Consider the following 23,559-nt stretch of genomic DNA (forward strand, 5'->3'; position numbering starts at 1 on the left):
TTGTACTTCGATGAAAGAGTTCTCGATGGAGACGCTATCCGTTCTTTTGATGGGGTAGAAGTCATCGTTGACCGCATGAGTGTTCCTTACCTCGATGGCTCAACTATTGATTTTGAAGACACTATCGAAAAACAAGGCTTCTCTATCGATAACCCCAACGCGCAAGGATCTTGCGCTTGTGGAGACTCATTCCACTAAGAGTCCTAGACAAAACTTTTGAGAGGGATATTGGCTTGTTACCCATACGACACAAGCTAATATCCCTCTCAAAAGAGTAAAAATACCGAAATAGTTAAGAAATAGCGGCAAGTTCAGTGACACAGTGTCAGCAGAATGAGCAGAATCAAGGTAAGCTCATACTGAAAGAATTTTTAGAGGCGTTTTCTGTCCACACACAGTTTTCGTCTTAGATAGCACGCACACCGCTAAAAGGAAGGGCCGTCTGTGAGTTCGCAGCATCGAACCGGCAGTATCAAGCTCAAGGCATTGGCCACTAGCGCCATTGCCTCAGCTTCTGTATTGCTGATGACAGGTTGTTCAGATCAGGCAGAGGTGGGCTGGTTGCCCACAAAGCGTGGAGTTACCGACAACGCAGACACCATCATGGATCTATGGATTGGATCTTGGGCTGCTGCCATCATTGTTGGGTTGATTACTTGGGGACTAATGCTTTGGTGCATTATCGCTTACCGTCGACGCAAAAATGAAACAGGTTATCCACGCCAGCTGAGCTACCATGCTCCTCTGGAGATCTTCTACACCATTATTCCGGTTATCATGATTGTCAGCTTGTTTACGTTCTCCGATACTGCTGAACGTCAAATTACTGCACCAAAATCTGATAACCCTGACGTCACCATTGAAGTGTATGGCAAGCAGTGGGCTTGGGACTTCAACTACCTAGATTCCAATGTGCACACTTCAGGTGTTCAAGCACATTTGAGCCTCGACGGTTCTGAAGGAGTTGAAGAGACTCTTCCCACTCTCTACCTACCAACGAATTCAACCGTTGATCTCGTTCTTAAAACCCGCGATGTTATTCACTCATTCTGGGTTCCTGCTTTCTTGGAAAAGCGAGACACCGTTCCTGGCATGACCAACCACATGTACTTCACCACTGGTGCTGAAGAAGCTACATACGCTGGTAAGTGTGCAGAGCTTTGCGGCGAATACCATTCGGAAATGCTCTTCAACGTCAAGGTTGTCTCTCCTGAAGAATACGAAGCATATATGAAGAAATTAGCTTCAGACCCTGAAACTCAGGGTATTCTCGGCGATGAATACAACCGTAATCCTAACCAAAACATCCGAAACTAAGAGGTGACCCGTGACTAGCTTGGAATACTCAGCGGATGGGGGTCAGGTTGCCCCCCGCGTGGTACCTAAATCTAAAGGGCGAATCTTCGTCAATTGGATAACTTCCACTGACCACAAAACTATTGGGTACATGTACCTCATAGCATCATTCATCTTTTTCTGCATCGCAGGTATCATGGCTCTGCTCATGCGTATTGAGCTTTTTGAACCTGGCATGCAGTTCTTGCAAACCAAAGAACAGTTCAACCAGCTGTTCACCATGCACGGAACCCTCATGCTTCTCATGTTTGGTACCCCTGCATTTACTGGCTTTGCAAACATCCTTATTCCCTTACAAATTGGCGCTCCGGACGTTGCGTTCCCACGACTGAACTCACTCGCGTTCTGGTTCTTCCTCTTTGGCTCTCTAGTTGCCATCGCTGGGTTTATCACCCCTCAGGGTGCTGCATCCTTCGGATGGTTCGCCTACGCGCCATTGAACAGCACCACCTACTCACCAAGCATTGGTGGAGACCTGTGGGTCTTTGGTCTTGCTCTTCAGGGCTTTGGAACCATTATGGGTGGCGTTAACTTTATTACCACCATCTTGTGCATGCGTGCCCCAGGTATGACGATGTGGCGTATGTCTGTTTTCACATGGACAACTCTTATTACCTCGATTTTGATTATCATGATCTTCCCTCCTCTAGCTTCTGCGCTATTTGCGTTGGGTATGGATCGTCGTCTTGGTGGACATATCTTTGATCCTGAAAACGGTGGCGCTATTCTATGGCAACACCTCTTCTGGTTCTTTGGACACCCTGAGGTATACGTCCTCGCGCTACCATTCTTTGGTATTGTCTCCGAGATTATTCCAGTTTTCTCTCGCAAGCCTATCTTTGGTTACAAAGGTCTAGTCTTTGCGACGATTTCAATTGCTGCTCTTTCCGTGACTGTGTGGGCACACCATATGTACGTTACAGGCGCAGTAATGTTGCCATTCTTCTCCTTCATGACCATGATGATTGGTGTTCCTACCGGTATGAAATTCTTCAACTGGATTGGTACCATGTGGCGAGGATCAATCACCTTTGAGACACCTATTATTTGGGTTCTCGGGTTCTTGGTCACGTTCCTCTTCGGCGGTCTCACCGGTATTATCTTGGCAACACCTCCACTGGATTTCCACGTATCAGATACCTACTTCGTGGTAGCTCACTTCCACTACGTTATCTTCGGTACCGTGGTATTCTCCATGTTCGCAGGCTTCTATTTCTGGTGGCCAAAGTGGACTGGCAAAATGCTTAACGAACGTCTCGGCAAAATTCACTTCTGGCTCCTATTCACAGGATTCCATATGACCTTCCTCATCCAGCACTGGCTAGGTGTTGTAGGTATGCCTCGTCGTTACGCAGATTATATGCCTGAAGATGGATTCACATGGATGAACCAGCTCTCCACCGTTGGTTCCATGATTCTTGCAGTATCGATGATTCCATTCTTCTGGAATGTTTACATCACAGCACGTTACGGAACCAAAGTTGAAGTTGATGACCCATGGGGCTTCGGCGCATCCTTGGAATGGGCAACATCTTGCCCACCTCCTCGCCACAACTTCACCGCGTTGCCACGTATCCGTTCTGAACGTCCAGCTCTTGACTTACACCACCCAGAACTCTCAACCAACGTTGATGTTGCGATGGCTGCTCGTCAGGCTGTAGCAAGCGGAGAAAGGAAGTAGCCTACGATGAAAAGTATTGCTTGGCTTTTTGGGCTCATTGGAGTCTTCCTCATCCCCGTAGGACTCATCTACGGTTTTATGTCGAAGTTCAGTGATTTAGCAGGATTCCCCGCGATTATGGTAACCGCCATCATGTGCTTATTCCTATCAGGGTTCTTGTTCTATACCGATAAGTTGCATCCGGATCAACCGAGCGATAATGAAGACGGAGAAATTATTGATGCTGCAGGTGACTACGGCTTCTATTCTCCATGGTCTTGGTGGCCTATCGTTATTGCTGCGGTCTGCGCACTATTAGTGATTGGCTTAGCTTTGGGCTGGTGGATTGTAGGTATTGCGCTTCCGCTATCGGTTCTAGCTTGTGTCGGCTGGGTCTACGAATATAACCGTGGAGATCACGCTCACTAATGAGCTAACTACAGACATCATTGTGTCAATGGTGTTCTAGGTTCACAATGAACCTAGAACACCATTTTTTATGCCCTCCATTATGAAAAGAACATGGAGTTGAGCATAAAACATCTTCGACTAAAACACATTGTTTACACTAAGAGGTTTTAAGAACCTAAATTGATGCCTACAGAGCGATCGCTTGAGTATCACGCTTATCGAGGTATTGGTTTTGCATAAGCCTGAGCAATAGAGGTATAGAGTATTGGGTTCTGCTGAGGTTTTTAGAGCACACGGGACAGCAATTTGTGTTTTCGCCCATGCCTTATATTGACGATTTTGAGGTCTGCTGTAAGTCAGGGGGTAAAGGTTCTTTACGGAGTTGCACCTCAGTGCCAGACGTGTGTAAGTAAATTGGGTTTTCTTTTTGGTGGGGCGCTGAGGTTTTGGGTGTCGGTTCGGCATTTTTAGGGATGTATAGGTGCTGGTTGGGCTGAGCACTGCTCCGTCAAGGCCCAGTGGTGTTGTCCACTTAGCACCCCGACAGCAAGAGCGTTACGTAAGTTTTTGAGAGCTTGCTGACTAGGGAGTTTGTTGTCTCCTTTATTAGTTTGTGATGTAGTAAGTTGACTTGCTTACAGTATGCGTGATGGGATTTAACTGTCGCCAATCACTTGAGTGAAGAAGAGCAAGCTTCTACTCTCGATAGTACTTCTTGGAGCAGGAGTGGCCCTTGTACTTCAGCAGCATCTAGCAGCTTTAATGCTTGTGTCTCTAGCTGTCTTTGTCATTACCTCAGACGGCAGTTTTGAGAAGATTCCTCCGAGGAAGGAAAAGAATCAACCATACCCGTCTACTAAGGAAATTAGGAGGTATGCGTGAGGAGCATCCAGGAACCTCTATTACCCAGGCGGTAGGAGCGTTGAAGGAGTGAGGGGCAAGCTGGGGAAGCGGTCATAGCCTGATTAAGCTTCAGGAATGATACCTTTCGGCTCAGTTCCAGGCACGCTTGATTGCGGCAATACCTAAACCCATTTTTCGGCAACTTCGCATTGTTTATACCCGGCCTCTTTCAAAGCCTGAATCTGCGCTCTACGGCCGATAGAATGAGCATTCTTCCACAGCCTTCCCAACGCGTGAGCCTTTCGCTAAGGCTCACGCGTTGGGCTTCTATTCTTCGGCTCCCGCCCTTACGCCCAATCTCAGCCACGAACTCTCACTGAGCTGCTCAGACATCATAGGCTCCCAACTCTGTGAGCCTGTTTTCGGGGTGTACTTCTCACGTATGAACTTTTCTCAACACTCCCGACAATTCCGGCAACCTCAGACAAGGGGTAACAGCAGACTGTACTAGGCGTTATTCGCCGGAGCCGGTAGCTGAGTTGGAGGCGTTGGTGGGGAAGTGGCAGCAGACAGGGCTACTGAGTGGGAGCAAGTTGCGACGGTGAAGCGGGTTCGGTCCCGAGGCTTTGGTGCTGTTTCTTCTACAATTACGTTGTGCGTAGCATCACTGCGGAATCCAAATGGTCTGTAGCAACTCCTATAGGTGCTGAAAAGGTTCTTAAAATAGTTGAGTGGTACCGGCTAAAACTAGCCAGTACCACTCCTTTTTATGTGGAGAACTATATTTTACTTCTCGAGAGCTTCACCTGATGAATGAGAATCCAACTCATCATGACCGTGATCATGATGCGCTGCTTCAAGCTCAGCAGGAGTTACCGGAGCAACTCGGTCTTCAAACCATAGCTGAGATAGTTTGCCACGAGTCTTTTCCATCAAAGAAATCTTACCCTTTTTGTTAGGTTGGGCAGGAATAACTTCATGGTTTTCAAAGGCAACGAGTTTGTAACGACGGAACTCGTCCAGTGGCTTATGCACCTCGATAAATTCGCCGTGAGGAAGCTGCACAACACGACCAGTTTCAATACCGTGTAAGACAAGTTCGCGGTCTTTACGCTGCAATGATAGGCATAGGCGATAGGTAATCATATAGCCAATAACTGGGCCGATGAAGAATAGAACTCGTAGCCAGTAAGCAACATCGTTCAAGGATACGTGGAAGTGAGTTGCAATGAGGTCAGAGGACGCTGCAATCATCAAAACACTATATGCGATAACGCCAGCAACACCAGCTCCAGTACGGAAAGGAGCATTGCGTGGACGGTCAAGAATATGATGTTCTTTATCGTCTTTAGTAACCCAACGTTCAATCCACGGCCATCCAAACATGAACATGATAATGACGCCAGCCATGGCAAAGGGGAGAAGAACGTTCAGAACCCAAGTACCACCGAGGAATTCAAATTCCCAAGGGAAAGGCCATACGCCAGGCCAAAGACGCAAAGCACCATCGCCAAAACCAACGTACCAGTCAGGCTGAGTACCTGCCTGAACAGGGGATGGATCGTAAGGTCCGTAGTTCCAAATAGCGTTAATGGTGAAAGTTGCCGCCAAAAATGCGATGATTCCGAAGACGATGAAGAAGAAACCGCCAGCTTTTGCAGCATATACCGGGCCAACAGGGAAGCCCACAACGTTATCTTCACGACGTCCAGGTCCAGGGTACTGGGTATGTTTGTGAACAACAACCATGAACAAGTGGATGGCTACACAGAGAAGAATCAACGCGGGGATAATCATAATGTGCAAGGAGTATAAACGCCCGATGATGTAGTGTCCGGGGAATTCTCCTCCGAAGAAGAAGAGAGAAAGATAAGTTCCCACAACTGGAATTGCCATCATAATGCCATCGACAATGCGTAGACCGTTACCGGAAAGCACGTCGTCGGGTAGGGAGTATCCGGTAAAGCCAGCAAAAATGCCGAGGATGAAGAGGACACAACCAACAACCCAGTTCAGCTCGCGTGGTCGACGGAAAGCGCCGGTAAAGAATACGCGAAGCATGTGAATGCAGATGGCGAGCATGAACATCAATGCTGCCCAGTGGTGAATCTGACGAATCAGAAGACCGCCACGAATATCAAAAGAGATATGCAAAGCGGATTCAAACGCCACGGACATTTCGGTACCCTTCATCGGAAGGTAGGAGCCGTCGTAGGCTACTGAAGCTGTTGAAGGGTTGAACCAGAAGGTTAGGAATGTTCCGGAGATAATGAGAATCACGAGGCTGTAAAGAGCAACCTCACCGAACATGAAGGACCAGTGGTCGGGGAAGATTTTGCGACCAAACTCTTTAACGATTCCAGAAAGTCCAACACGGGAGTCCACAAAGTTTGCGATACGTCCGGTTGAAGTCTTTGGAGTGTATTCAGTCTGAGTAGTATGTGACATTTTTATTGTTCACCTGCCATCTCTTTGACGTGTTGTGCACGTTCCCAATAAGCGGGACCAACAGGCTCTTTAAAGTCGCTACGAGCTACCAAGTAGCCTTCGTCATCTACGGTGATAGGAAGCTGGGGTAGTGCGTGACCAGCTGGCCCGAACACAACCTTGCATTCATCAGCAGCATCGAAGGTCGACTGGTGGCAAGGGCACAAGAGGTGGTGTGTGCGTTGCTCGTACAGAGCGATGGGGCAGCCTACGTGGGTGCAAACCTTGGAGTAAGCGATAATGCCATCGACATTCCAGTCTTCACGTCCCTTAGAGACCTTTAGTTCAGCTGGGTCAAGACGCATGAGCAGAACAACTGCTTTTGCTTTTTCTTCAAGGTATCCGTTTTCGTGAGATACAGAAACCAAGGTCTCTGGAAGTACGTGGTATGCGGAACCGATAGTAACGTCAGCTGCTTTGATAGGCGTTCCGGAAGGGTCACGCACGAGGCGAACACCTTTATCCCAGAGGGTGTATTTGAGAACGGCGGGGTCTGCTGGACCAAGGTCGCGGAGGAAGGTGACGAAGGTCAGCGGCGCAAGAATCATAGAGCCGATGAGGGTGTTACGAAGCAACGGACGGCGTTTGATACCAGATTCTTCAATAACAGTTTCGATGATTTCTTGAGCTTTTGCGCGGTCTTCTTCGGTGCGAACAGCGTGCCGCTCTTCCATCATTTCGTGGTCAGGCATCAAGGTGCGTGCCCAGTGGACGATACCGATACCGATACCGAACATTGCAAAAGCGATACCCAAGCCAAGCAATAGGTTTTGCAGACGTAGCTGATCTGTTGCGGCGGGGTTCAATACGTCGTAGTAATCTCCGCCGATGCGAACACCAAAGTACGCAAACCAGAAAAGCACTGATCCGAGCATCGAGATGATGAACAGAGCAATTACTTGGCGTTCTGCGGCTTTAGCCTTTTTGGGGTCCACGTCGGTCAGGCGCGGAGCGTGCGGAGGAAGTCCAGGATCTCTGAACTTCTCCTTACTTTCCTCGTGAGAGGTAACTACGGCTGAGGAATGTTCCTGTACACCGTCACTATGGTTACCCATGTGTTGCCTCAAATCTTCCTTGGTACGAAATCTTATGTGTGTGTTGTCTTAAGCAGAACGTGATGTTAGCCAGATAGTGAATACGAGAACGATACCTAGGCCAACGGTCCAGATGAGCAGGCCTTCAGCCACCGGGCCAAGAGAACCAATTTTGAATCCGCCGGGGGATACGTTGTATTCCTGAGACTTTAGGTAGGTGATAACGTCACGCTTTTCTTCTGGGGTGATGTTTGCATCGTTAAACACTGGCATGTTCTGAGGTCCAGTTGCCATAGCCTCGTAGATGTGGCTTTCTTTAACACCCATGAGCGAAGGAGCCCATTTACCACGAGTTAGCGCACCACCTGCACCTGCCGCATTGTGGCACATAGCGCAGTTTGCTAAGAAGACTTTAGCGCCGTTAGCAGCGTCACCTTTGGATACGTCGAGGTATTCATCTTCAGGAATTGCGGGGCCAGCACCGAGGGAGGCAACATAAGCGGCTAGCTGAGCAGTTTCTTCTTCGTTGAACTGTACTGGTTTCGCTTGGGCCTGCGGACCTTGCATCTGCAGAGGCATACGTCCGGTTCCTACCTGGAAATCAACAGCAGCGGCACCTACGCCAATGAGGGAGGGTCCGTCTACAGTTCCTTCTGCATTTGCGCCATGGCATGTTGCACAGTTAGAAACAAAGAGTTTTTGTCCTGCTTCAACCTGTTCTGCAGTGTAGGTGTTCTTAGTTTCTGCTCTTGCTTCGTTTGTAGCCGTGGCAACTGCATAGAGGCCACCGGTGAGGACGAGAGCGAAAAGAAGTAACACGAGGGCTGCAAGCGGATGACGCCGCTTCTGAGAAATTGCCTTCACGTCGAATAGTTCCTTAGTTGTGTGTGTGCTGAATAATCTGTTGAGCTATAGTTCTCGTTCGTATTTTCTACTTATCGAAGGAAGTAGACCACACCGAAAAGCGCAAGCCAGACGACATCAACAAAGTGCCAGTAGTAGGAAACAACAACGGCACTCGTTGCTTCGTAGTGACCGAAACGTTTTGCCACGTAGGCGCGACCGATGATGAAGAGAAACGCTACGAGTCCAGCGGTCACGTGGAGCGCGTGGAAGCCGGTGGTGATGTAGAACGCTGATCCATATGCGCTAGAAGCGATGGTTACGCCTTCGGATACGAGAGTTGCGTATTCATAAACCTGCATCGAGACGAAGAATGCGCCCATGATGAAGGTTAGAAGGAACCACTCGACCATGCCCCATTCCTTGATATTCATCAGGGAACCGGTACGACGAGGCTTAAGCTGCTCAGCTTTGAAGACACCAAATTGGCAGGTCACAGAGCTCAGCACCAAAACAATGGTGTTAAAAGTAGCTAGTGGGACTTCCAAAAACACTACGTTTTCTGCCCAGATATCGGGGCGTGAAGCACGTAGCGTGAAGTACATTGCGAATAGTCCGGCAAAGAACATCAGCTCAGAACCGAGCCACACAACGGTACCTACGGCAACGTTATTTGGACGGTTGAGAGTCGGATGAGCCGACTTACTTGGGGTTTGGGTTGCAGTTGTCACATAGACATTATGTCTGTAAAACACCGTTCAGACCAAGAACCTAGGCCTTAAAGTAGTAGGTGTGTTGCAAAAAACCCTTATTTTCCGCGGTTTTACAGTAAATCTTTCTTAAGAAGATAGCGACACGATGTCTGTAAACTTGGCGTAACCCTCTCACCATACGAGTCATTTTGTACCAAGAAAAAGGTTTAGCACGTTCTTTGTTCTAGAATCGGGGGTATGAAACAAACACCAATCTCATGGAAATTAGTTCTCAATTCTTTGCAAAAGTCTCAAGAGCTTGAAAAAGAACAAGCGTTATGGGCTATGGATCAGATGATGACTGGCCAGACTCCTGATAGTATTCTGGGTGCTTTTCTCATGGGATTACACACTAAAGGGGAGAGTAGCCAAGAGCTTGAGTATCTTTCTCAAGGAATGTTAGCTAAAGCTGTTCGCCCTAGCATTAGACAACAAGCAGTAGACATTGTTGGAACTGGGGGAGACCAACAAAATACAGTAAACATTTCAACCATGGCCGCTGTTGTCATTGCCGCTAGCGGAGTTCCTGTTGTCAAACACGGCAATAGGGCTTCTTCCTCAGCGAGTGGATCTGCTGACGTTCTTGAGGCCTTAGGCGTTCCGTTGGATTTAAGTATTGAAGAGGTTGAACAGTGCAGTGCAGAGATTGGTATTGCTTTTCTTTTCGCGCAAGTGTTTCATCCTTCGATGCGCTTTGTAGCTCCGGTGCGACGACAGATGGGCGTACCTTCTGTTTTCAATTTTCTCGGGCCGCTTACGAATCCTGCTCAGGTTCTATCGTCAGCAATTGGAGTAGCCCGAGAAGATTTTGCAGAAAAAATTGCGGGAGTTTTTGCTCAACGTAAAAATCATCACGCATTAGTCTTTAGAGGCCATGATGGTTTAGATGAGTTAACGGTCAGCGGACCATCTGATATTTGGGAGATTCACCAAGGGGAGATAAGACACCAGATATTCGACCCTCGTGAATTTGGCTTTGTGTATCATTCGTTAAGTGAGTTGCGAGGCGCAGACGCTTCATACAATGCGCAGATTTTTTCAGATGTGATGTCTCAAGAAATCTGCGAAGGCGCTATTTATGATGCGGTTGTTCTTAACGCAACAGCTGGATTAATGGCTTATCAAACACCCGAAGAATTAACGAGTTTTGAGGAACGATTCGATAATGCATTAAACACTGTGAGAGAAACGCTCTCATCAGGTAAGGCTCAGGCTAAACTTGAATCTTGGATTAACTTCAAGAGCTAAACCTTAAACCAAAGGTTAAATAAAAAAGCTTAAGGGTGGGCACACAACATGTGTGCCCACCCTTAAGCTTACGCTAGATCGAACAATTCTTAGGAAAGTCTCCAACGTTTGTGCTTAAAAACTGTTTTCGACAGTAGTAATAGCAAGATTCTCCATCCCACCAAAAAGAAGGCTAGAACAATCGCGCTAACCATGAAGAAGCTCCAAGCTGTTCCACCACCGAAAACTAGCCGTAATAAATGCCCAATCACAACAGTGGAAGCCCACACAGCAACACCGGAAAACAGAGAAAAAGGTCTAGAGTTTACAACTGGAACGAATCGAACAGCTAAGAACCCCAGAAGAAAGGGAATAGCCGTCATAAAAGTTCCAGATAGCGGCTCATGATGGTTGAATCTGCCGATTCCAGCAAAGAGCACAATAAGGAAGATATCAATACCGGTGCTAAGGTGCAGAGGTAAAGAACCTCGAGAGCGAGAACGAGTAGCCATAGGGAAAATCCTTCCACGGGAAATATATACCTGCATTATCTCTCTCACACAGCGCCGTTTCTAGACATCTGCTTGGCCGTGTCCTCAAATTTCACAAAAGGCTGAGACAACGTGTGTATAGCAGTACGAGTTCATGCAGAAAACAGTCACACTAGGATTTCGATTTCTGAAGGCCTCAAAACCCTAGTAGAGGAGTGTAAAATATATTTACTTTACATAATGTAGATTATCGGCGAATCAGAAAGCTGTGGATATCTCAAAATCACTAGGTCTTTCTTGATCACTGAGAATATAATGAATATGTACAACATAAGGAGCTTTATATGTTCGACTGGTTCGTTTATCACCTCTGGGCCTTCTGGATTTTCGCAGCCATCCTTCTGGCTATCATTGAGATTCTTTCCCTCGATTTCTTTTTCCTCATGCTTGCATTAGCAGCTTTAGGAACATCAGCCTCAACACTTTTTACCGAATCATTCAACATTCAGGTCTTTATCTTTGCTGTACTAAGCATTGTGCTTCTACTTGCTGCCCGCCCAAAACTTATTCATCGACTCAATAAGAACACCCCAAATATTTCCACAAATACCGCAGGACTTATTGGTCAAGAAGTTAAAATTCTTGAAAAAGTAACATCAGATTCAGGTCTTATCGAGCTAGCTGGAGACACTTGGACAGCACGCTCAGCAGATAAAAATAGAAGTTTCTCCCCCACTCAAAATGCTTATGTTTTGAACATTAAAGGAGCAACCGCGTATATCGGCGACCACAAAGCCTAAAACTATAGCCAATAAACGCACCATAGAAAGGTCGTGCATATATTATGCCGCTTACAATTGTCCTCACGTCCCTAGCTGTTCTCGTAGCAGTAATTCTTTTACGCGCAGTACGCATCATTCCTCAAGCTCGCGCAGGAATCGTCGAACGCCTCGGCAAATATCACACCACCCTTAACCCCGGCTTCCATGTCACGGTACCTTTCATCGACAGAGTCTTACCTCTTATCGATTTACGCGAACAGGTTGTATCCTTTCCAGCACAATCAGTAATCACCGAAGATAACCTCGTTGTAGGAATCGACACTGTCGTATATTTCCAAGTCACAGACCCGCAAGCTGCCACGTATGAAATTACCAACTATATCCACGCAGTAGATGAACTCACCTCAGCAACACTACGTAACGTCGTAGGTGGACTCAACCTCGAACAAACCCTTACCTCACGCGACCAAATCAATAGTGAACTACGAGGAGTACTCGACAGCACGACAGGGCGTTGGGGTATCCGTGTCTCACGTGTCGATATCAAAGAAATTCAGCCACCAGCGTCCATTCAAGACTCCATGGAAAAACAGATGCGCGCAGAACGAGACCGTCGAGCTGCGATTCTCACAGCTGAGGGTCAGAAGCAGTCTCAGATTCTCACCGCCGAGGGTGACTCTCGTGCTGCTATTCTTCGAGCTGAGGGTCAGAAGCAGTCTCAGATTCTCACCGCCGAAGGCGACGCAAAAGCTGCTATTCTTCGGGCAGATGGCGAAGCTCAAGCTGTTCAAAAAGTCTTCAACGCTATCCATCGAGCAAACCCATCACAAAAACTTCTCACCTACCAGTACCTACAGACACTTCCAAAACTTGCTGAAGGCGATGCAAACAAGCTCTGGTTTATCCCTACTGAATTAGGTGAAGCCCTCCGTGGATTAGGAAACGCTTTCGATCCAAAGAGTTTCACCTCAGATAATTCTCAAAATGCAACAGAAACATCCGAAGAAAATTCTCCAAAAATCTCGGAGGATCCTATCGTTGAAACAGGAATTATCAAGGTAACGCCCGAAGACCTCAACCCAAATCTAGATAAGCTCAATACCGGAATTGAAGTTCCTACGGAAAATAAGCCCGGCTCACCCTCATAGGTAGAATCATCAAGGGCAAAAGGTCTATAATGTTTCTTTGACCCGCTTATTGTGAGTCAGCCTTATCTACGCCCCTATCTGTTTTTCTCATAGAGGTTTAGCCAACACACTTGGAGGATATTAAATGAGCGATCGCAGCCTACGTGGTATGCGTCTTGGTTCGCAGTCGATGGAAACTGAGGCCGGCGTTGAGCCAGCTCCTCGACAGCGAGTTGAATATCGAACAGAAAAAGGTGAACGAGTTTTTGTGACCTTTGCCCAAGAAGCCGATATCCCCCAAACTTGGACTGCAAAATCTGGTGACGAAGCATACCTCGTCAACGGCGAAGGCGACCAAGAAGAATCCCAAGAAAAACCAGTACGTACACACTGGGATATGCTTCTAGAACGTCGCAGCATTGAAGAGCTAGAAGATACTCTCCAACAACGTATCGACTATTACAGACAGCGCCACTCGCTTTCTTAGAAAGCGCACATACCCAAAATGTTGGGGTGTTTCTTCACAAATCTGTGAAGAAACACCCCAACATTTTTAACATCAATAGGGTGTGGTTGCCATAAATATGGCAACCACACCCTATTGGTATCTAGAATAAAATCTTATTTACCTCTCAAAGAGCTAACTAGCTCTCTAGCTTTCTTGTAGCGAGAAGTTAGTCCCCAGCCTGTCACTTTAGTCATTGAGTCAAGGATGATGGAACTGTCCATTTTTGAGGTGCCAATAGCACGTTCAACGAAGGTGATAGGAACTTCAACAATTTTAAGTCCGGCGCTTTCTGCCCGCCACGCAAGATCCACCTGAAAAACATAGCCTTTAGAATCCGTATCAGTAAGCAACAGATGTTCGATCGCATCGCGACGGAATGCGCGGTAACCAGCAGTAATATCGTTGATCTTTGTACCTAAAATAATCTTGGTATAAAGATTTGCGCCACGGGACAAAATCTGACGATGCATCGGCCAATTTTTTGTTTTTCCACCAGGAACATAACGAGATCCAATAGCTAAGTCCGCACCATTTTCAATAGCCTCTAGGAGCAAAGGCAACTGTTCTGGGCGGTGAGAACCATCTGCATCCATTTCAACGAGGACGTCATATCCTTCATTCAAACCCCATTTAAAACCCGCAATATATGCTCCACCTAAACCATCTTTAACGGCGCGGTGTAGTACATGGACATGAGAGTCTTCGGCAGCAATCTCGTCAGCCAGTTCACCAGTACCATCAGGACTATTATCATCCACCACTAAAATATGGCAGGTTGGAACTGCTGCACGAAGTTCCCTCACAACAACAGGAAGGTTATCTTTTTCGTTGTATGTAGGAATCACCGTCAATACACGCATTAGCCATTACTCCTTGTGCGCTTTGAAAGAGCGCTTTGAAAAATTCAGATACCAGTATATAAGTTCTCTTACCTGTCTTCTGGTAGTTTTAGGTGAGCCTAGACCATGATTTTGCAGACGATTTACTTAGTATAAGCTGACCATCAATATACAGTGACGACAAAACCGGTAAATCCTCTGCTTCAAGATGAGGCAAAGAAGGTACTCGGGAACGAGGATCCGTACTCCAGCTTTGCGCTATTCCTTGGGTCTGGGTTGATTCAAGAGAGGCAATATTCCACATAGCGCAGTCTGCTGGAGATGAAGGCACAAGTTGTCCATAAAGGCTTGAGGACTCCCCCAAGCTACGGTACACCGTACGCGTTAGAGCATGAAATACACCACGTGATGTTACAGAGGTCTCAGGCGTGTTGCGCTCGATGATTTGATGAATTAGATTCCACCCCAAGTTTTTAGGCGTAGAAGACTGTGGATCAGAACCGCAGAAAGTAACAACGCCTAAAGAGATTGCCGCAGATAACGACTGATGGACTTCTTTATCAATATCACTGGTAAATCCTAAAGCAACTTTGTGTTGTACACATTGCATCATAGACTCTTGGCTCAGGGAGCTAACACCGTCACAGCGCACTGAACGAAAACCTAGATATTCTTGCGTTTCTAAATAGCTCAAGAAACGCTGAAAATCATATTCCCCTTCAACTTGTACTGAAAGGTGATAGTTTCTCGAAGATGCACGCTCGAGAACCTCCCAAAACTCTGAGCAGGTGACAGAAAGAGAAATGCGGTCAACTCCCCTAGGCAGAGAATCAATCTCAGCTAAAGAATTAACTTCACAGTAAAGATAGCTACGTACCCCAACACCAGATAACAGGGAAGTCACTTCACTAAAAATATCGGCAGGAACAACATAGGTGACTCCCCCATACCCATGTTCCAATAAACGATCCGTTAACAATTGAGCTTCAACAATACTCGAAACTCGTACCATCCCTAAACTAAAGGCAGCACACAGAAGACGTCCGCCCATATCTATGCATTGCATCCGATCATCATAAAGAGAACAGGCACCAGCCTCCGACCCCAACCATTCGACACTCGAACCATTAATCAGAACAGCCGTTGCTTCAGGATCAACAGGGGTATGAACTAAACCAGAACGAAATAAAAGTAGAGAAGAAGACACCTTAGTTACAGTCCTTCCACTTCAGTCATAACAACACCACGACGAATCAAACGAATAGCAGCCTCACACTGAGTACGAAGCTGAGCATCTGAAACGCTAACATAAGAAATCTGGTTCAGGACATCAATGACCTGACGCATCCAACGCACAAAATCTCCTGCCGACATATCAGCGTGCTCAAGAACTTGAGATAAAGATTTACCTCTAGCCCACTGATAAGTAGACCATATAAATCCAAAATCAGGTGCTGACGTTACCGGCAGCCGAGAACGGCGTTCGGAGGAGCTCAGACGTTCCCAATGAGAATAGACTTTCTGCAAAGATAACTCGATAGAGCGTCTCGGATATTTCTCTAACGGCGAGTATTCTCCACTCTTCGAATGATAAACCACCGCCGATATGACAGAAGCAGTCGCCGCCGAGTCTAACCCGTCCAAGAAACCATCTTCTAAACAGAGAGACAGCAAAAACTCCCGTTCACCATGTAAACGGCGCAAATTCTCTCCGGCTTCTGTCAAATAATAATCATGCCCGTCATGATACATATATCCATACTCTTCAAGCAGTTTCGTGATGCGTTCAAAAACCTTAGCAATAGTATTAGTCCGGGTATCAATCTGGTGACGAAGAGTTTGAGTCGTAGCATCAAGTTTACGCCAACGTTCTTCCCAGCGAGCGTGCTCTTCCCGTTCAGGGCACTCATGACAAGGATGTTCCCGCACTCGTTGACGTAATTCTTCTAGCTTGTCAGAAGAAGGAAAACCATCTCCTGACAAAGTAACGTCCCGACGAGGAGGACGCCCCTCATACAAAGCAGTTCTCATACGAGATGCAATATCTTGGCGTTCTTTGACACTTCGACCCCGTACCTTACGCGGAATCTTCACATAAGAAATAGGCTCAAGGGGACTCTCAATCTTAGAACCCGGTAGAACTCTATGCTGAGCTTTCTCATTAATAACATCAATTTCAGGAACGCCATCTCTGCCATCTTGACATTGAAGAACCGTTGCATAACCACGATAACGACCACCGGGCAACTCAATAACATCTCCAGAACGCAAAGATTTTAAAGACTCAAGAGCAACAGATTTTATATAGCTACGACGTCTCTTCTCAAGATTTTTCTTCTCCGCGCTCACAGCACGCACTAATTGTGCATATTCAAAGTAATCACCGCGTTCACAGGATAATGATTTCTGATAGCCCGCTAAAGCACGCTCATTTTTACGTACACGCTGAGCTACCCCCACCACAGACTTATCGGCCTGAAATTGAGCGAAGGAGGATTCAAGAGTCTTCTTTGTCTCATATGTACCAAATCGTGCTACTAGATTAGCACTCATATTGTAGGTAGGGCTAAAGGAAGAATCTAAAGGATACGTTCTCTTTGAAGCAAGCGATGCAACGTGATCAGGATCTAAACCACGTTTCCATACCACAACAGCATGCCCTTCAATATCAATTCCTCGACGTCCAGCACGCCCCGTCAGCTGTGTGTATTGTCCGGGAGTAATATCTACGTGGTTCTCCCCATTGAATTTCGTTAACTTTTCGAGAATCACAGAACGTGCCGGCATATTGATGCCGAGGGCAAGAGTCTCTGTCGCAAAAACAACTTTAAGCAGACCTTGTGAAAAAAGTTTTTCCACAACATCTTTATACAGTGGCAACAGTCCGGCATGATGGGCAGCGATTCCTCGCAGAAGACCATCCTTCCAGCTATAAAAATCTAAAGCTTGAAGATCGAGAACATCAAGATGACGTGTAGCTTCAGTCACGTACTCTAGAATTTTATGTTGTTCTCGGTCTGTTGTAAGACGTACATCTCGTGCAATACAGTGCTTGACCGCGTCATCACAACCATTACGAGAAAAGATAAAATAAATAGCCGGAAGAAGAGCATTCTTATCTAGGTTCTGGAGTATTTGATAGCGAGGAACCCGCCCCAACGCCACATGTGAAGAACGGCGAGAATACCCAGATTTATAGCCGTGACGTCCATGCCCATAACCACTATTTCGAGAAGAAGTTTTAAGTTGGCGCAGTCTCGGGTTAATAACGTACCCTTTGGAAATTTCTTGTGCAGAACGATATTTTGCAAGACGAGGGTCTTTCTCGTCAGCAAAAAGATCAAAAAGTTCTCCGCCGACCATCATATGTTGCAGAAGAGGAACCGGACGATGTTCAGAGACAATAATTTGTGTCTCACCGCGGACAGTATCTAACCAGTCTCCGAATTCTTCGGCATTTGAAATCGTTGCTGATAAAGACACCAAAAGAATATCTTCAGGAAGATTAATAATCACTTCTTCCCACACAGCACCACGAGAACGGTCAGCCAAGTAATGCACTTCGTCCATCACCACGTAGCCAAGTTCTTCTAAGGTGGAAGAATCGTCGTACAACATATTTCGAAGGACCTCAGTTGTCATGACAACAACTTGGGCTTCAGAATTAATAGAGGTATCTCCGGTAAGTAAGCCGATAGCCTCCTCACCATAGATTTTTACCAAATCATGATATTTCTGATTGCTGAGGGCTTTAATAGGAGCCGTATAAAAAGCTTTTTTCCCCTCGCTCAGTGCCCGATGTATAGCGAATTCACCAACGAGAGTTTTACCGGCACCAGTAGGAGCTGCCACTAAAACATTTTTATTCTGCTCAATTGCGATACATGCTTCACGTTGAAAACCATCTAGCGGAAAGTTTAAGGTATGTGCAAAGTCTTCTAGAAGGTCAAAACTGCGATGATCCATCATCTTCTCCATCATTTTTCTGGTGACGTCGTAGGATGGCGCAAAATTTTTCTACAACGTAACAGCCTGTCTGGGTGCAATCAGTGGTATTTTCTATACACTATCGCATCTGAAACAAAGAGGGGTGAACGATTATCGCTCACCCCTCTTTTATTTAAAGATTATGCTTTTATTCTTGTTTGGTAGGTTCTTCACGCCCTAAACGTTCAAGTTCTTCGGCACTTGTTGCTCTGTTGAGTTCTTCGTCGTTGAGCCCTTGTGCCAGCTTTGCTTGTTTCTTAGCTCGACGTTTATCTGACCATAGGCAGATAAGAATTGCGATAAAGAAGAAAACTATCAAGGGAGCAGCAAGGTAGAACATGGTAGCAACGTCGTTGCCTGGTGCTGTAGCTGCAGAAATCGTTGCGATGAAGATGACGACCCAGCGCCAAGATTTGAGGACGGTCTTGCCTGATAGAAGACCAATGAAGTTAAGACCCACGAGAATGACAGGAGTCACAAAAGCTAATGCAAAAGAAAGCATAAACTTTACGAGGAAGGATATGTATATTTCTGCTGTCATGACGTTTGTGCCGTTACTCGGAGTGAAGGAGGTAAAAGCAGTGACCACACCAGGGAAACTGTACCAAGCAACGATAAGACCCAAAATAAACATTGGGACAGCAGTAAAGATAAAACCTAAAGCGTAGCGACGTTCTTTTTTATAAAGAGCTGGGGTAATAAAAGCCCAAAGCTGGTACAGCCACACAGGTGAGGCAAGAGCAATACCAATGTACAAAGACACTGACACCAACAGACCAAAGCCCGATTGGATGGTGTCATAGTTCAAAGAAGCTAAACGGCCTTCTTTTTGTAGCTCCTGTATAGGAACAGAGATTGCTTCAATAAAGGGCATGTACAGGAAGAATCCAGCGATAGTCGTCAATAAGGTAGCAACCGCAGATTTGATGACTCGGTTTTTGAATTCGCGGATATGCTCCTTCAATTCCATATTTGCTTGAGGATTATTCTTACGACTATGTTCCCGTGCCATTTTTACCCTAAAAACTTATGTCATCATAACCATGTAAACCCGTACCCTCAATACAGAGTAAAGGGGTACGGGTCCACTCAGTTAAAACGGATTTCTTTATTTTGTCTCAGATTCGGTGTTTGAAGGCTTGTTATCAATCACTTCGCCTCTTACGACCTCATCTTCAGAAGAAGCAGTAGGAGTTGTCTCCTTCTTAGAGTCTTTCTTCATGCTCTCAACTTCTGACTTGAAGATGCGCATCGACTGGCCAAGGCTACGCGCCATTCCAGGGAGCTTAGGAGCACCGAAAACTAAAAGAATAACAATCAGTAAGATAATGAGGTGTACAGGGCTGTCAAATAGTCTACCCATGGGAATCAGCACCCTTTCGTGTGTTTCGACGGAGGTCGCCAACGCGTTGTGGCTGACCGAGTATATCTCGTTTCTGTATTCTACGCGAGATTCGTTCTTGTTGACGCTGTTTCTTACCTTGTTCATAAGAAGCGTAGCTCTCAGATACCGGCGTAAAAATAGCCGGAGGAGATGTACGTTTCACTAAACGAGTAGCAGTAGCAGCAGATTCCTCCCAGGTTTTAGCGCAGTTATCGCTCAACCGTAAGAACTCTTCAAAAGCCGAGGCTCCTTTGAGAATCATCCGATAGGCGTGAAATGCCAGCCAAAGAACTGATACCAGAACTAAGACACTCCATAAAACTATCCAAAACCACCAAGGCATATTTCATAGTATATAAACCATTTACAGCTAAAAGTGTAAAAACACTGCCTAAAACACCGTGGAGTTTCCTCAAGGTTTTTTAAAAGGCTTCATCTTGAGTGCAGTCACTCCAGATGAAGCCTTTTAAAATTACTTACGAACGTCCAAAAGATCTACAACAAAGATGAGGGACTCTCCTGGCGCGATAGCAGCACCAGCACCGCGTTCACCATATGCAAGGTCAGAAGGAATTTCTAGACGACGTCGGCCACCAACACGCATGCCAAGCAGCCCTTGATCCCAGCCCTGAATGACTTGTCCGATACCAACACGGAATTCTAGTGGAGCACCACGGTTCCATGAAGCGTCAAATTCTTCACCTGTAGAGAAGGCAACGCCCACATAGTGACAAGAAATAGCGTTTCCTGCTTCAACTTCTGGCCCTGTGCCCACAATCTGGTCGATGATGACAAGCTCTTCTGGTGCACCGTTGGTGGGGACATCGATTTCAGGTTTTGTGCGGTCAAGTTCTCGTTTGCCGAAAGACATAATAATTCTTCTCCTTAAGTATTAATCAAAACTTTTATTGAGCCGGTGACTCTTCAGGTGCGGGAGCTTCCTGAGCAGGTTGATTCTCTGCTGGAGCCCCTTCATCGGCTTTTGGCTCTTCAGGTTTCGGTTCCTCGCGTGGAGTCTCAGTATCCGGTTTTTCGTCGCCCTTAGATTCTTCTTTATTCTTTGACTCTTCAGCCTTTTTCTGAGCTTCTTCAGCGGCCTTCTGCTGAGCAATAACAGCTTCTGGTGTGGGCATAGCACCAAGAATATCAACCACAAAAACAAGGGCACCGCTAGGAGCACCATTTGCTGGGTTCTCTCCATAGGCCAGTTCAGAAGGGATTACTAAAAGTACGCGAGAACCAACTTTATGACCGGATAGTCCTTCTTTCCATCCTTTAATAACGCCGCCTAAAGAGATGTCCAAAGGGTCACCGTTATAGTTACCGTCAAAAGATTTTCCGTCTTCCCAACGGACTCCCTCATACTTTACGTATACTTGATCGGTGCTCTCAACGGTGCGTCCTGATCCTTCAATCAGGTTCTGAGTCACGAGCTCTTTCGGTGCATCTCCACGATCATCTTTAAGTTTGATGACACCAGCACCACTATCTGCAATCTCAAAGGATTCTAAAGCTTTATTCCAGTCTTTGTGGTCCAGAGCAGTTCCAGTTGCTTCTGGAAGAAGCTTCTGCACTACGGTATAAACTTCGACATTAGTTGGCGAATCAGCCGGAGCAGCTGAGGGGGACTCTCCTGCTTCAGGACTCACCATGTTCGTTGAGTACGAGAAGGAAGAACCGACTTTGTGCTCTGTCAGCATAGAATATAGTTCTGGGGCATTCTCTTTGAGTTTCTCGCCTACCAAAATCATCAATGGTTTTGACTCATACGTTGTGCCGAGTTCTTTAGCTTCTTTACCATCAAAAATTGTTGCTTGTATAAGCAGTGTGTCACCGTCTTTTACAGAATCTCCATCGCCTTCGGAAATAAGGTGAGTTTCAGTTTTTCCTACGCTAAAAGGAGTCGCAAAAGAAACTGACGGAGCGGCTGTTGCATCTTTGAGATCGTAAGACACCTTATCTAGGTTGTTAGCGCTACCACCTGAACAAGCAGACAATGCTAAAGATAGGATGATTCCAGTGGTAGTTAATGCAATTTTCTTAGGCACGAGATATGACTTTCTGTTGGTTATACAATCTATCGCTCGTTGAGGTAACGACACCTTCACTAAAACTGTAACAGTCTCTAGACAAAAGGCGGAGTCCATTGTTGAGCACTATTATGACGCAAAGTTTCTAAAAGAGCCTGTACCTCAGGGTTAGAGGTCTCAAACGGATCCTGGCACACAATATTAAATTGAGGCTTATTATTCAGGCGTAAGTGTACCCAATCCACGGTAAACGGCTCCCCTGCTGCACGAGAAGCACGAATAAACTCACCACGAATTTTAGCGCGAGTTTCTGGAGGAATCATGGTAGCCCGTTGAATACTCTCTGTATCAAGGAATCGTTTCGCTCGTCCTGCACGCGTCAAAACATTGAATACCCCACGATCGGGGTCAATATCGTGGTACGCGAAGTCAAGCTGCACAATACGTGGGTCGCTATACCCGCTAGCACCTCGAAGGATATAAGAATCAAGAAGTTTTTTCTTGATAGCCCAATCAATCTCTGTATCAATACTGCTGTACTCCCCCGTTTCAATGGCTTGAAGAGTACGCTCCCATAAGTCCAGGACATACGGAACATGCTCGTGGTGAGCACCATGGTGTTCAATATAATTTCGTGCAGAATCAAGATAGTGACGTTGCATATCTAACGCACAGCAGAAAGAACCATCACGTAACGGGAATTGCGCTCGACCAGTCAAGTCATGTGACACAACACGTAGAGCAGTTGCTGTATCAGAAATTTCAAAATCACGAAGAGGATAATGGTCTTCTAACATGCGAAGAACAATATCGGTAGAGCCAATCTTAAGAAGTGACGTTGTCTCCGACATATTTGAGTCACCATTAATCACGTGCATACGGCGATACAACGTTGCATCAGCATGCGGCTCATCGCGAGTGTTAATCAGCGGGCGAGCGCGAGTCGTTGCAGTAGAGGCGCCTTCCCAAATGTAGTCTGCTCGTTGCGAGAAAGAATAGCTAGGTTCTCCGGCTTTCCCTAGAGAGCATGGGCCCCATTCTGGTACTCCTTGCGGGTGTACTTTTCCGGCGCCGGCAATGATTTGTCGAGTAATCAGAAAAGGGATAAGACTTGTTGTAAGTTTTGCGAACTCTACTTTTCGTTCAAGTAAGTAGTTCTCGTGTGAGCCAAAAGAGTTTCCCGCAGAATCAACGTTATTTTTGAATAAGTAAATTCTGCCGTGATGGTCTTCTGCTTCTAGGGTGTCTTGTGCTTGATTGACGAGGTCAGCGAAGAGGACCTCGCCTGCTTTATCTTGGGCAATCAAATCTGTGATTGTTGCGCATTCGGCGGTAGCGTATTCGGGGTGAGATCCTACATCAAGATAGAGCCTTGAACCATTCGGAAGAAAAACATTAGTGGAGCGCCAAGTATCTACAACAGGTTTGAAAAGTATTCTTGAGGCTTCTTCTGGGCCGATGGGGCCTAATTCGTCAGGTACGTAGGTGATTCCGTACTCGGTTTCTATTCCGAAGATTCGTTTTTGCATAGTTCTATTCTGTCGATGATGGTGTTCTCAGTTCGTTGAAATCACCAAGATTTTAGGGGGTTGTGGGGTGTTTATTCTCCACCTTTTTGGACGAATCCTTTGACGAAGTCTTCAGCGTTTTCTTCGAGAAGACCATCAATTTCTGCTAGGAGGTCATCTGTTTCTACAATGAGGTCTTGGTTAATCGCAGCACTCTGAGACGCGATGTTGATGGGGGTTTCTTCTACAAGGTTTTGTTGTTGCTGCGCTTGTATGCGTTGGCGTTCCAT

General features: G+C 46.3%; 23 protein-coding genes. 8 read left to right on the forward strand and 15 right to left on the reverse strand.

The window, feature by feature from the left end:
• From ACN08Z_RS04645 to ACN08Z_RS04660, 4 genes are all read left to right on the forward strand, one after another.
• The coding region (locus tag ACN08Z_RS04645; RefSeq protein ID WP_419103424.1) for a HesB/IscA family protein at positions 1 to 198 on the forward strand (198 nt) is incomplete at its 5' end.
• A gap of 246 nt (positions 199 to 444) precedes the next feature.
• The gene (coxB, locus tag ACN08Z_RS04650; protein ID WP_419103425.1) at positions 445 to 1,317 is read left to right on the forward strand and encodes a cytochrome c oxidase subunit II; all 873 of its coding nucleotides are present in this window, start codon (positions 445 to 447) and stop codon (positions 1,315 to 1,317) included.
• 10 nt (positions 1,318 to 1,327) lie between these two features.
• Complete coding sequence (ctaD, locus tag ACN08Z_RS04655) at positions 1,328 to 3,037, forward strand: cytochrome c oxidase subunit I (protein ID WP_419103426.1); 1,710 nt, start codon at positions 1,328 to 1,330, stop codon at positions 3,035 to 3,037.
• Positions 3,038 to 3,043: 6 nt separating this feature from the next.
• The gene (locus ACN08Z_RS04660; protein WP_419103427.1) at positions 3,044 to 3,445 is read left to right on the forward strand and encodes a cytochrome c oxidase subunit 4; all 402 of its coding nucleotides are present in this window, start codon (positions 3,044 to 3,046) and stop codon (positions 3,443 to 3,445) included.
• Between the two features lie 1,611 nt (positions 3,446 to 5,056).
• Here ACN08Z_RS04660 and ACN08Z_RS04665 read toward each other — a convergent pair.
• From ACN08Z_RS04665 to ACN08Z_RS04680, 4 genes are all read right to left on the reverse strand, one after another.
• Entirely contained in the window at positions 5,057 to 6,718 is a 1,662-nt protein-coding gene (locus tag ACN08Z_RS04665) for a cytochrome b (RefSeq protein ID WP_419103428.1), read from the reverse strand.
• Positions 6,719 to 6,720: 2 nt separating this feature from the next.
• A complete protein-coding gene (locus ACN08Z_RS04670) occupies positions 6,721 to 7,812 on the reverse strand; it encodes a Rieske 2Fe-2S domain-containing protein (RefSeq protein ID WP_419103429.1) in 1,092 nt (363 codons plus the stop codon).
• 48 nt (positions 7,813 to 7,860) lie between these two features.
• On the reverse strand, positions 7,861 to 8,655 hold the full coding sequence (locus tag ACN08Z_RS04675; protein WP_419103430.1) for a c-type cytochrome: 795 nt from the start codon (positions 8,653 to 8,655) through the stop codon (positions 7,861 to 7,863).
• 71 nt (positions 8,656 to 8,726) lie between these two features.
• The gene (locus ACN08Z_RS04680; RefSeq protein ID WP_419103431.1) at positions 8,727 to 9,365 is read right to left on the reverse strand and encodes a cytochrome c oxidase subunit 3; all 639 of its coding nucleotides are present in this window, start codon (positions 9,363 to 9,365) and stop codon (positions 8,727 to 8,729) included.
• A 219-nt stretch (positions 9,366 to 9,584) separates the two neighbouring features.
• Here ACN08Z_RS04680 and trpD point away from each other — a divergent pair, with 219 nt between their 5' ends.
• Positions 9,585 to 10,634: an anthranilate phosphoribosyltransferase gene (gene trpD / locus ACN08Z_RS04685; protein ID WP_419103432.1), complete on the forward strand. Its 1,050-nt coding sequence runs from the start codon at positions 9,585 to 9,587 to the stop codon at positions 10,632 to 10,634.
• 89 nt (positions 10,635 to 10,723) lie between these two features.
• On the opposite strand, the gene ACN08Z_RS04690 is transcribed toward trpD, so the two are convergent.
• Positions 10,724 to 11,125 carry a DUF3054 domain-containing protein gene (locus ACN08Z_RS04690; protein WP_419103433.1) on the reverse strand — a complete coding sequence of 134 codons (402 nt, stop codon included), beginning with the start codon at positions 11,123 to 11,125 and terminating at the stop codon, positions 10,724 to 10,726.
• Positions 11,126 to 11,448: 323 nt separating this feature from the next.
• Between ACN08Z_RS04690 and ACN08Z_RS04695 the strand changes: the two genes are divergently transcribed.
• The 3 genes from ACN08Z_RS04695 to ACN08Z_RS04705 all read left to right on the forward strand — a co-directional run bounded on the left by ACN08Z_RS04695 (position 11,449) and on the right by ACN08Z_RS04705 (position 13,500).
• A complete protein-coding gene (locus tag ACN08Z_RS04695) occupies positions 11,449 to 11,904 on the forward strand; it encodes an NfeD family protein (protein WP_419103434.1) in 456 nt (151 codons plus the stop codon).
• Between the two features lie 44 nt (positions 11,905 to 11,948).
• Positions 11,949 to 13,034, forward strand: coding sequence for an SPFH domain-containing protein (locus ACN08Z_RS04700; protein ID WP_419103435.1), 1,086 nt, complete (start codon positions 11,949 to 11,951; stop codon positions 13,032 to 13,034).
• A 124-nt stretch (positions 13,035 to 13,158) separates the two neighbouring features.
• The gene (locus ACN08Z_RS04705; protein ID WP_419101718.1) at positions 13,159 to 13,500 is read left to right on the forward strand and encodes an RNA polymerase-binding protein RbpA; all 342 of its coding nucleotides are present in this window, start codon (positions 13,159 to 13,161) and stop codon (positions 13,498 to 13,500) included.
• 134 nt (positions 13,501 to 13,634) lie between these two features.
• Here ACN08Z_RS04705 and ACN08Z_RS04710 read toward each other — a convergent pair whose 3' ends face one another.
• The 10 genes from ACN08Z_RS04710 to ACN08Z_RS04755 form a co-directional block, all read right to left on the reverse strand.
• A complete protein-coding gene (locus tag ACN08Z_RS04710) occupies positions 13,635 to 14,381 on the reverse strand; it encodes a polyprenol monophosphomannose synthase (RefSeq protein ID WP_419103436.1) in 747 nt (248 codons plus the stop codon).
• 88 nt (positions 14,382 to 14,469) lie between these two features.
• Positions 14,470 to 15,567 (reverse strand): hypothetical protein, encoded by a 1,098-nt coding sequence (locus ACN08Z_RS04715; protein ID WP_419103437.1) that lies wholly within the window; start codon positions 15,565 to 15,567, stop codon positions 14,470 to 14,472.
• A 5-nt stretch (positions 15,568 to 15,572) separates the two neighbouring features.
• Positions 15,573 to 18,329, reverse strand: coding sequence for a DEAD/DEAH box helicase (locus ACN08Z_RS04720; protein ID WP_419103438.1), 2,757 nt, complete (start codon positions 18,327 to 18,329; stop codon positions 15,573 to 15,575).
• A gap of 166 nt (positions 18,330 to 18,495) precedes the next feature.
• Positions 18,496 to 19,359, reverse strand: a complete 864-nt coding sequence (gene tatC, locus ACN08Z_RS04725; RefSeq protein ID WP_419103439.1) for a twin-arginine translocase subunit TatC — start codon at positions 19,357 to 19,359, stop codon at positions 18,496 to 18,498.
• A gap of 96 nt (positions 19,360 to 19,455) precedes the next feature.
• Positions 19,456 to 19,710, reverse strand: a complete 255-nt coding sequence (gene tatA, locus ACN08Z_RS04730) for a Sec-independent protein translocase subunit TatA (protein WP_419103440.1) — start codon at positions 19,708 to 19,710, stop codon at positions 19,456 to 19,458.
• Positions 19,703 to 20,074: a hypothetical protein gene (locus ACN08Z_RS04735; protein WP_419103441.1), complete on the reverse strand. Its 372-nt coding sequence runs from the start codon at positions 20,072 to 20,074 to the stop codon at positions 19,703 to 19,705. The genes tatA and ACN08Z_RS04735 overlap by 8 nt, the downstream gene beginning before the upstream one ends.
• Positions 20,075 to 20,203: 129 nt before the next feature.
• Positions 20,204 to 20,602 (reverse strand): FKBP-type peptidyl-prolyl cis-trans isomerase, encoded by a 399-nt coding sequence (locus tag ACN08Z_RS04740; RefSeq protein WP_419103442.1) that lies wholly within the window; start codon positions 20,600 to 20,602, stop codon positions 20,204 to 20,206.
• A gap of 34 nt (positions 20,603 to 20,636) precedes the next feature.
• Complete coding sequence (locus tag ACN08Z_RS04745; protein WP_419103443.1) at positions 20,637 to 21,779, reverse strand: FKBP-type peptidyl-prolyl cis-trans isomerase; 1,143 nt, start codon at positions 21,777 to 21,779, stop codon at positions 20,637 to 20,639.
• 77 nt (positions 21,780 to 21,856) lie between these two features.
• The gene (gene pafA / locus ACN08Z_RS04750; protein WP_419103444.1) at positions 21,857 to 23,290 is read right to left on the reverse strand and encodes a Pup--protein ligase; all 1,434 of its coding nucleotides are present in this window, start codon (positions 23,288 to 23,290) and stop codon (positions 21,857 to 21,859) included.
• Positions 23,291 to 23,361: 71 nt separating this feature from the next.
• The gene (locus ACN08Z_RS04755; RefSeq protein ID WP_419103445.1) at positions 23,362 to 23,559 is read right to left on the reverse strand and encodes a ubiquitin-like protein Pup; all 198 of its coding nucleotides are present in this window, start codon (positions 23,557 to 23,559) and stop codon (positions 23,362 to 23,364) included.

This window comes from Rothia sp. P7181 (assembly GCF_048513015.1).
Lineage (GTDB): Bacteria > Actinomycetota > Actinomycetes > Actinomycetales > Micrococcaceae > Rothia.

Bases quoted from the DNA above. Each gene is read 5' to 3' on its own strand.
- ACN08Z_RS04660 (WP_419103427.1), top strand. From the start codon at position 3,044: ATGAAAAGTATTGCTTGGCTTTTTGGGCTCATTGGAGTCTTCCTCATC.
- ACN08Z_RS04670 (WP_419103429.1), bottom strand. From the start codon at position 7,812: ATGGGTAACCATAGTGACGGTGTACAGGAACATTCCTCAGCCGTAGTT.
- ACN08Z_RS04705 (WP_419101718.1), top strand. From the start codon at position 13,159: ATGAGCGATCGCAGCCTACGTGGTATGCGTCTTGGTTCGCAGTCGATG.
- ACN08Z_RS04695 (WP_419103434.1), top strand. From the start codon at position 11,449: ATGTTCGACTGGTTCGTTTATCACCTCTGGGCCTTCTGGATTTTCGCA.
- trpD (WP_419103432.1), top strand. From the start codon at position 9,585: ATGAAACAAACACCAATCTCATGGAAATTAGTTCTCAATTCTTTGCAA.
- tatA (WP_419103440.1), bottom strand. From the start codon at position 19,710: ATGGGTAGACTATTTGACAGCCCTGTACACCTCATTATCTTACTGATT.
- ACN08Z_RS04710 (WP_419103436.1), bottom strand. From the start codon at position 14,381: ATGCGTGTATTGACGGTGATTCCTACATACAACGAAAAAGATAACCTT.
- pafA (WP_419103444.1), bottom strand. From the start codon at position 23,290: ATGCAAAAACGAATCTTCGGAATAGAAACCGAGTACGGAATCACCTAC.
- ACN08Z_RS04740 (WP_419103442.1), bottom strand. From the start codon at position 20,602: ATGTCTTTCGGCAAACGAGAACTTGACCGCACAAAACCTGAAATCGAT.
- ACN08Z_RS04700 (WP_419103435.1), top strand. From the start codon at position 11,949: ATGCCGCTTACAATTGTCCTCACGTCCCTAGCTGTTCTCGTAGCAGTA.
- tatC (WP_419103439.1), bottom strand. From the start codon at position 19,359: ATGGCACGGGAACATAGTCGTAAGAATAATCCTCAAGCAAATATGGAA.
- ACN08Z_RS04755 (WP_419103445.1), bottom strand. From the start codon at position 23,559: ATGGAACGCCAACGCATACAAGCGCAGCAACAACAAAACCTTGTAGAA.
- ACN08Z_RS04720 (WP_419103438.1), bottom strand. From the start codon at position 18,329: ATGATGGATCATCGCAGTTTTGACCTTCTAGAAGACTTTGCACATACC.
- ACN08Z_RS04665 (WP_419103428.1), bottom strand. From the start codon at position 6,718: ATGTCACATACTACTCAGACTGAATACACTCCAAAGACTTCAACCGGA.
- ACN08Z_RS04690 (WP_419103433.1), bottom strand. From the start codon at position 11,125: ATGGCTACTCGTTCTCGCTCTCGAGGTTCTTTACCTCTGCACCTTAGC.
- ACN08Z_RS04735 (WP_419103441.1), bottom strand. From the start codon at position 20,074: ATGCCTTGGTGGTTTTGGATAGTTTTATGGAGTGTCTTAGTTCTGGTA.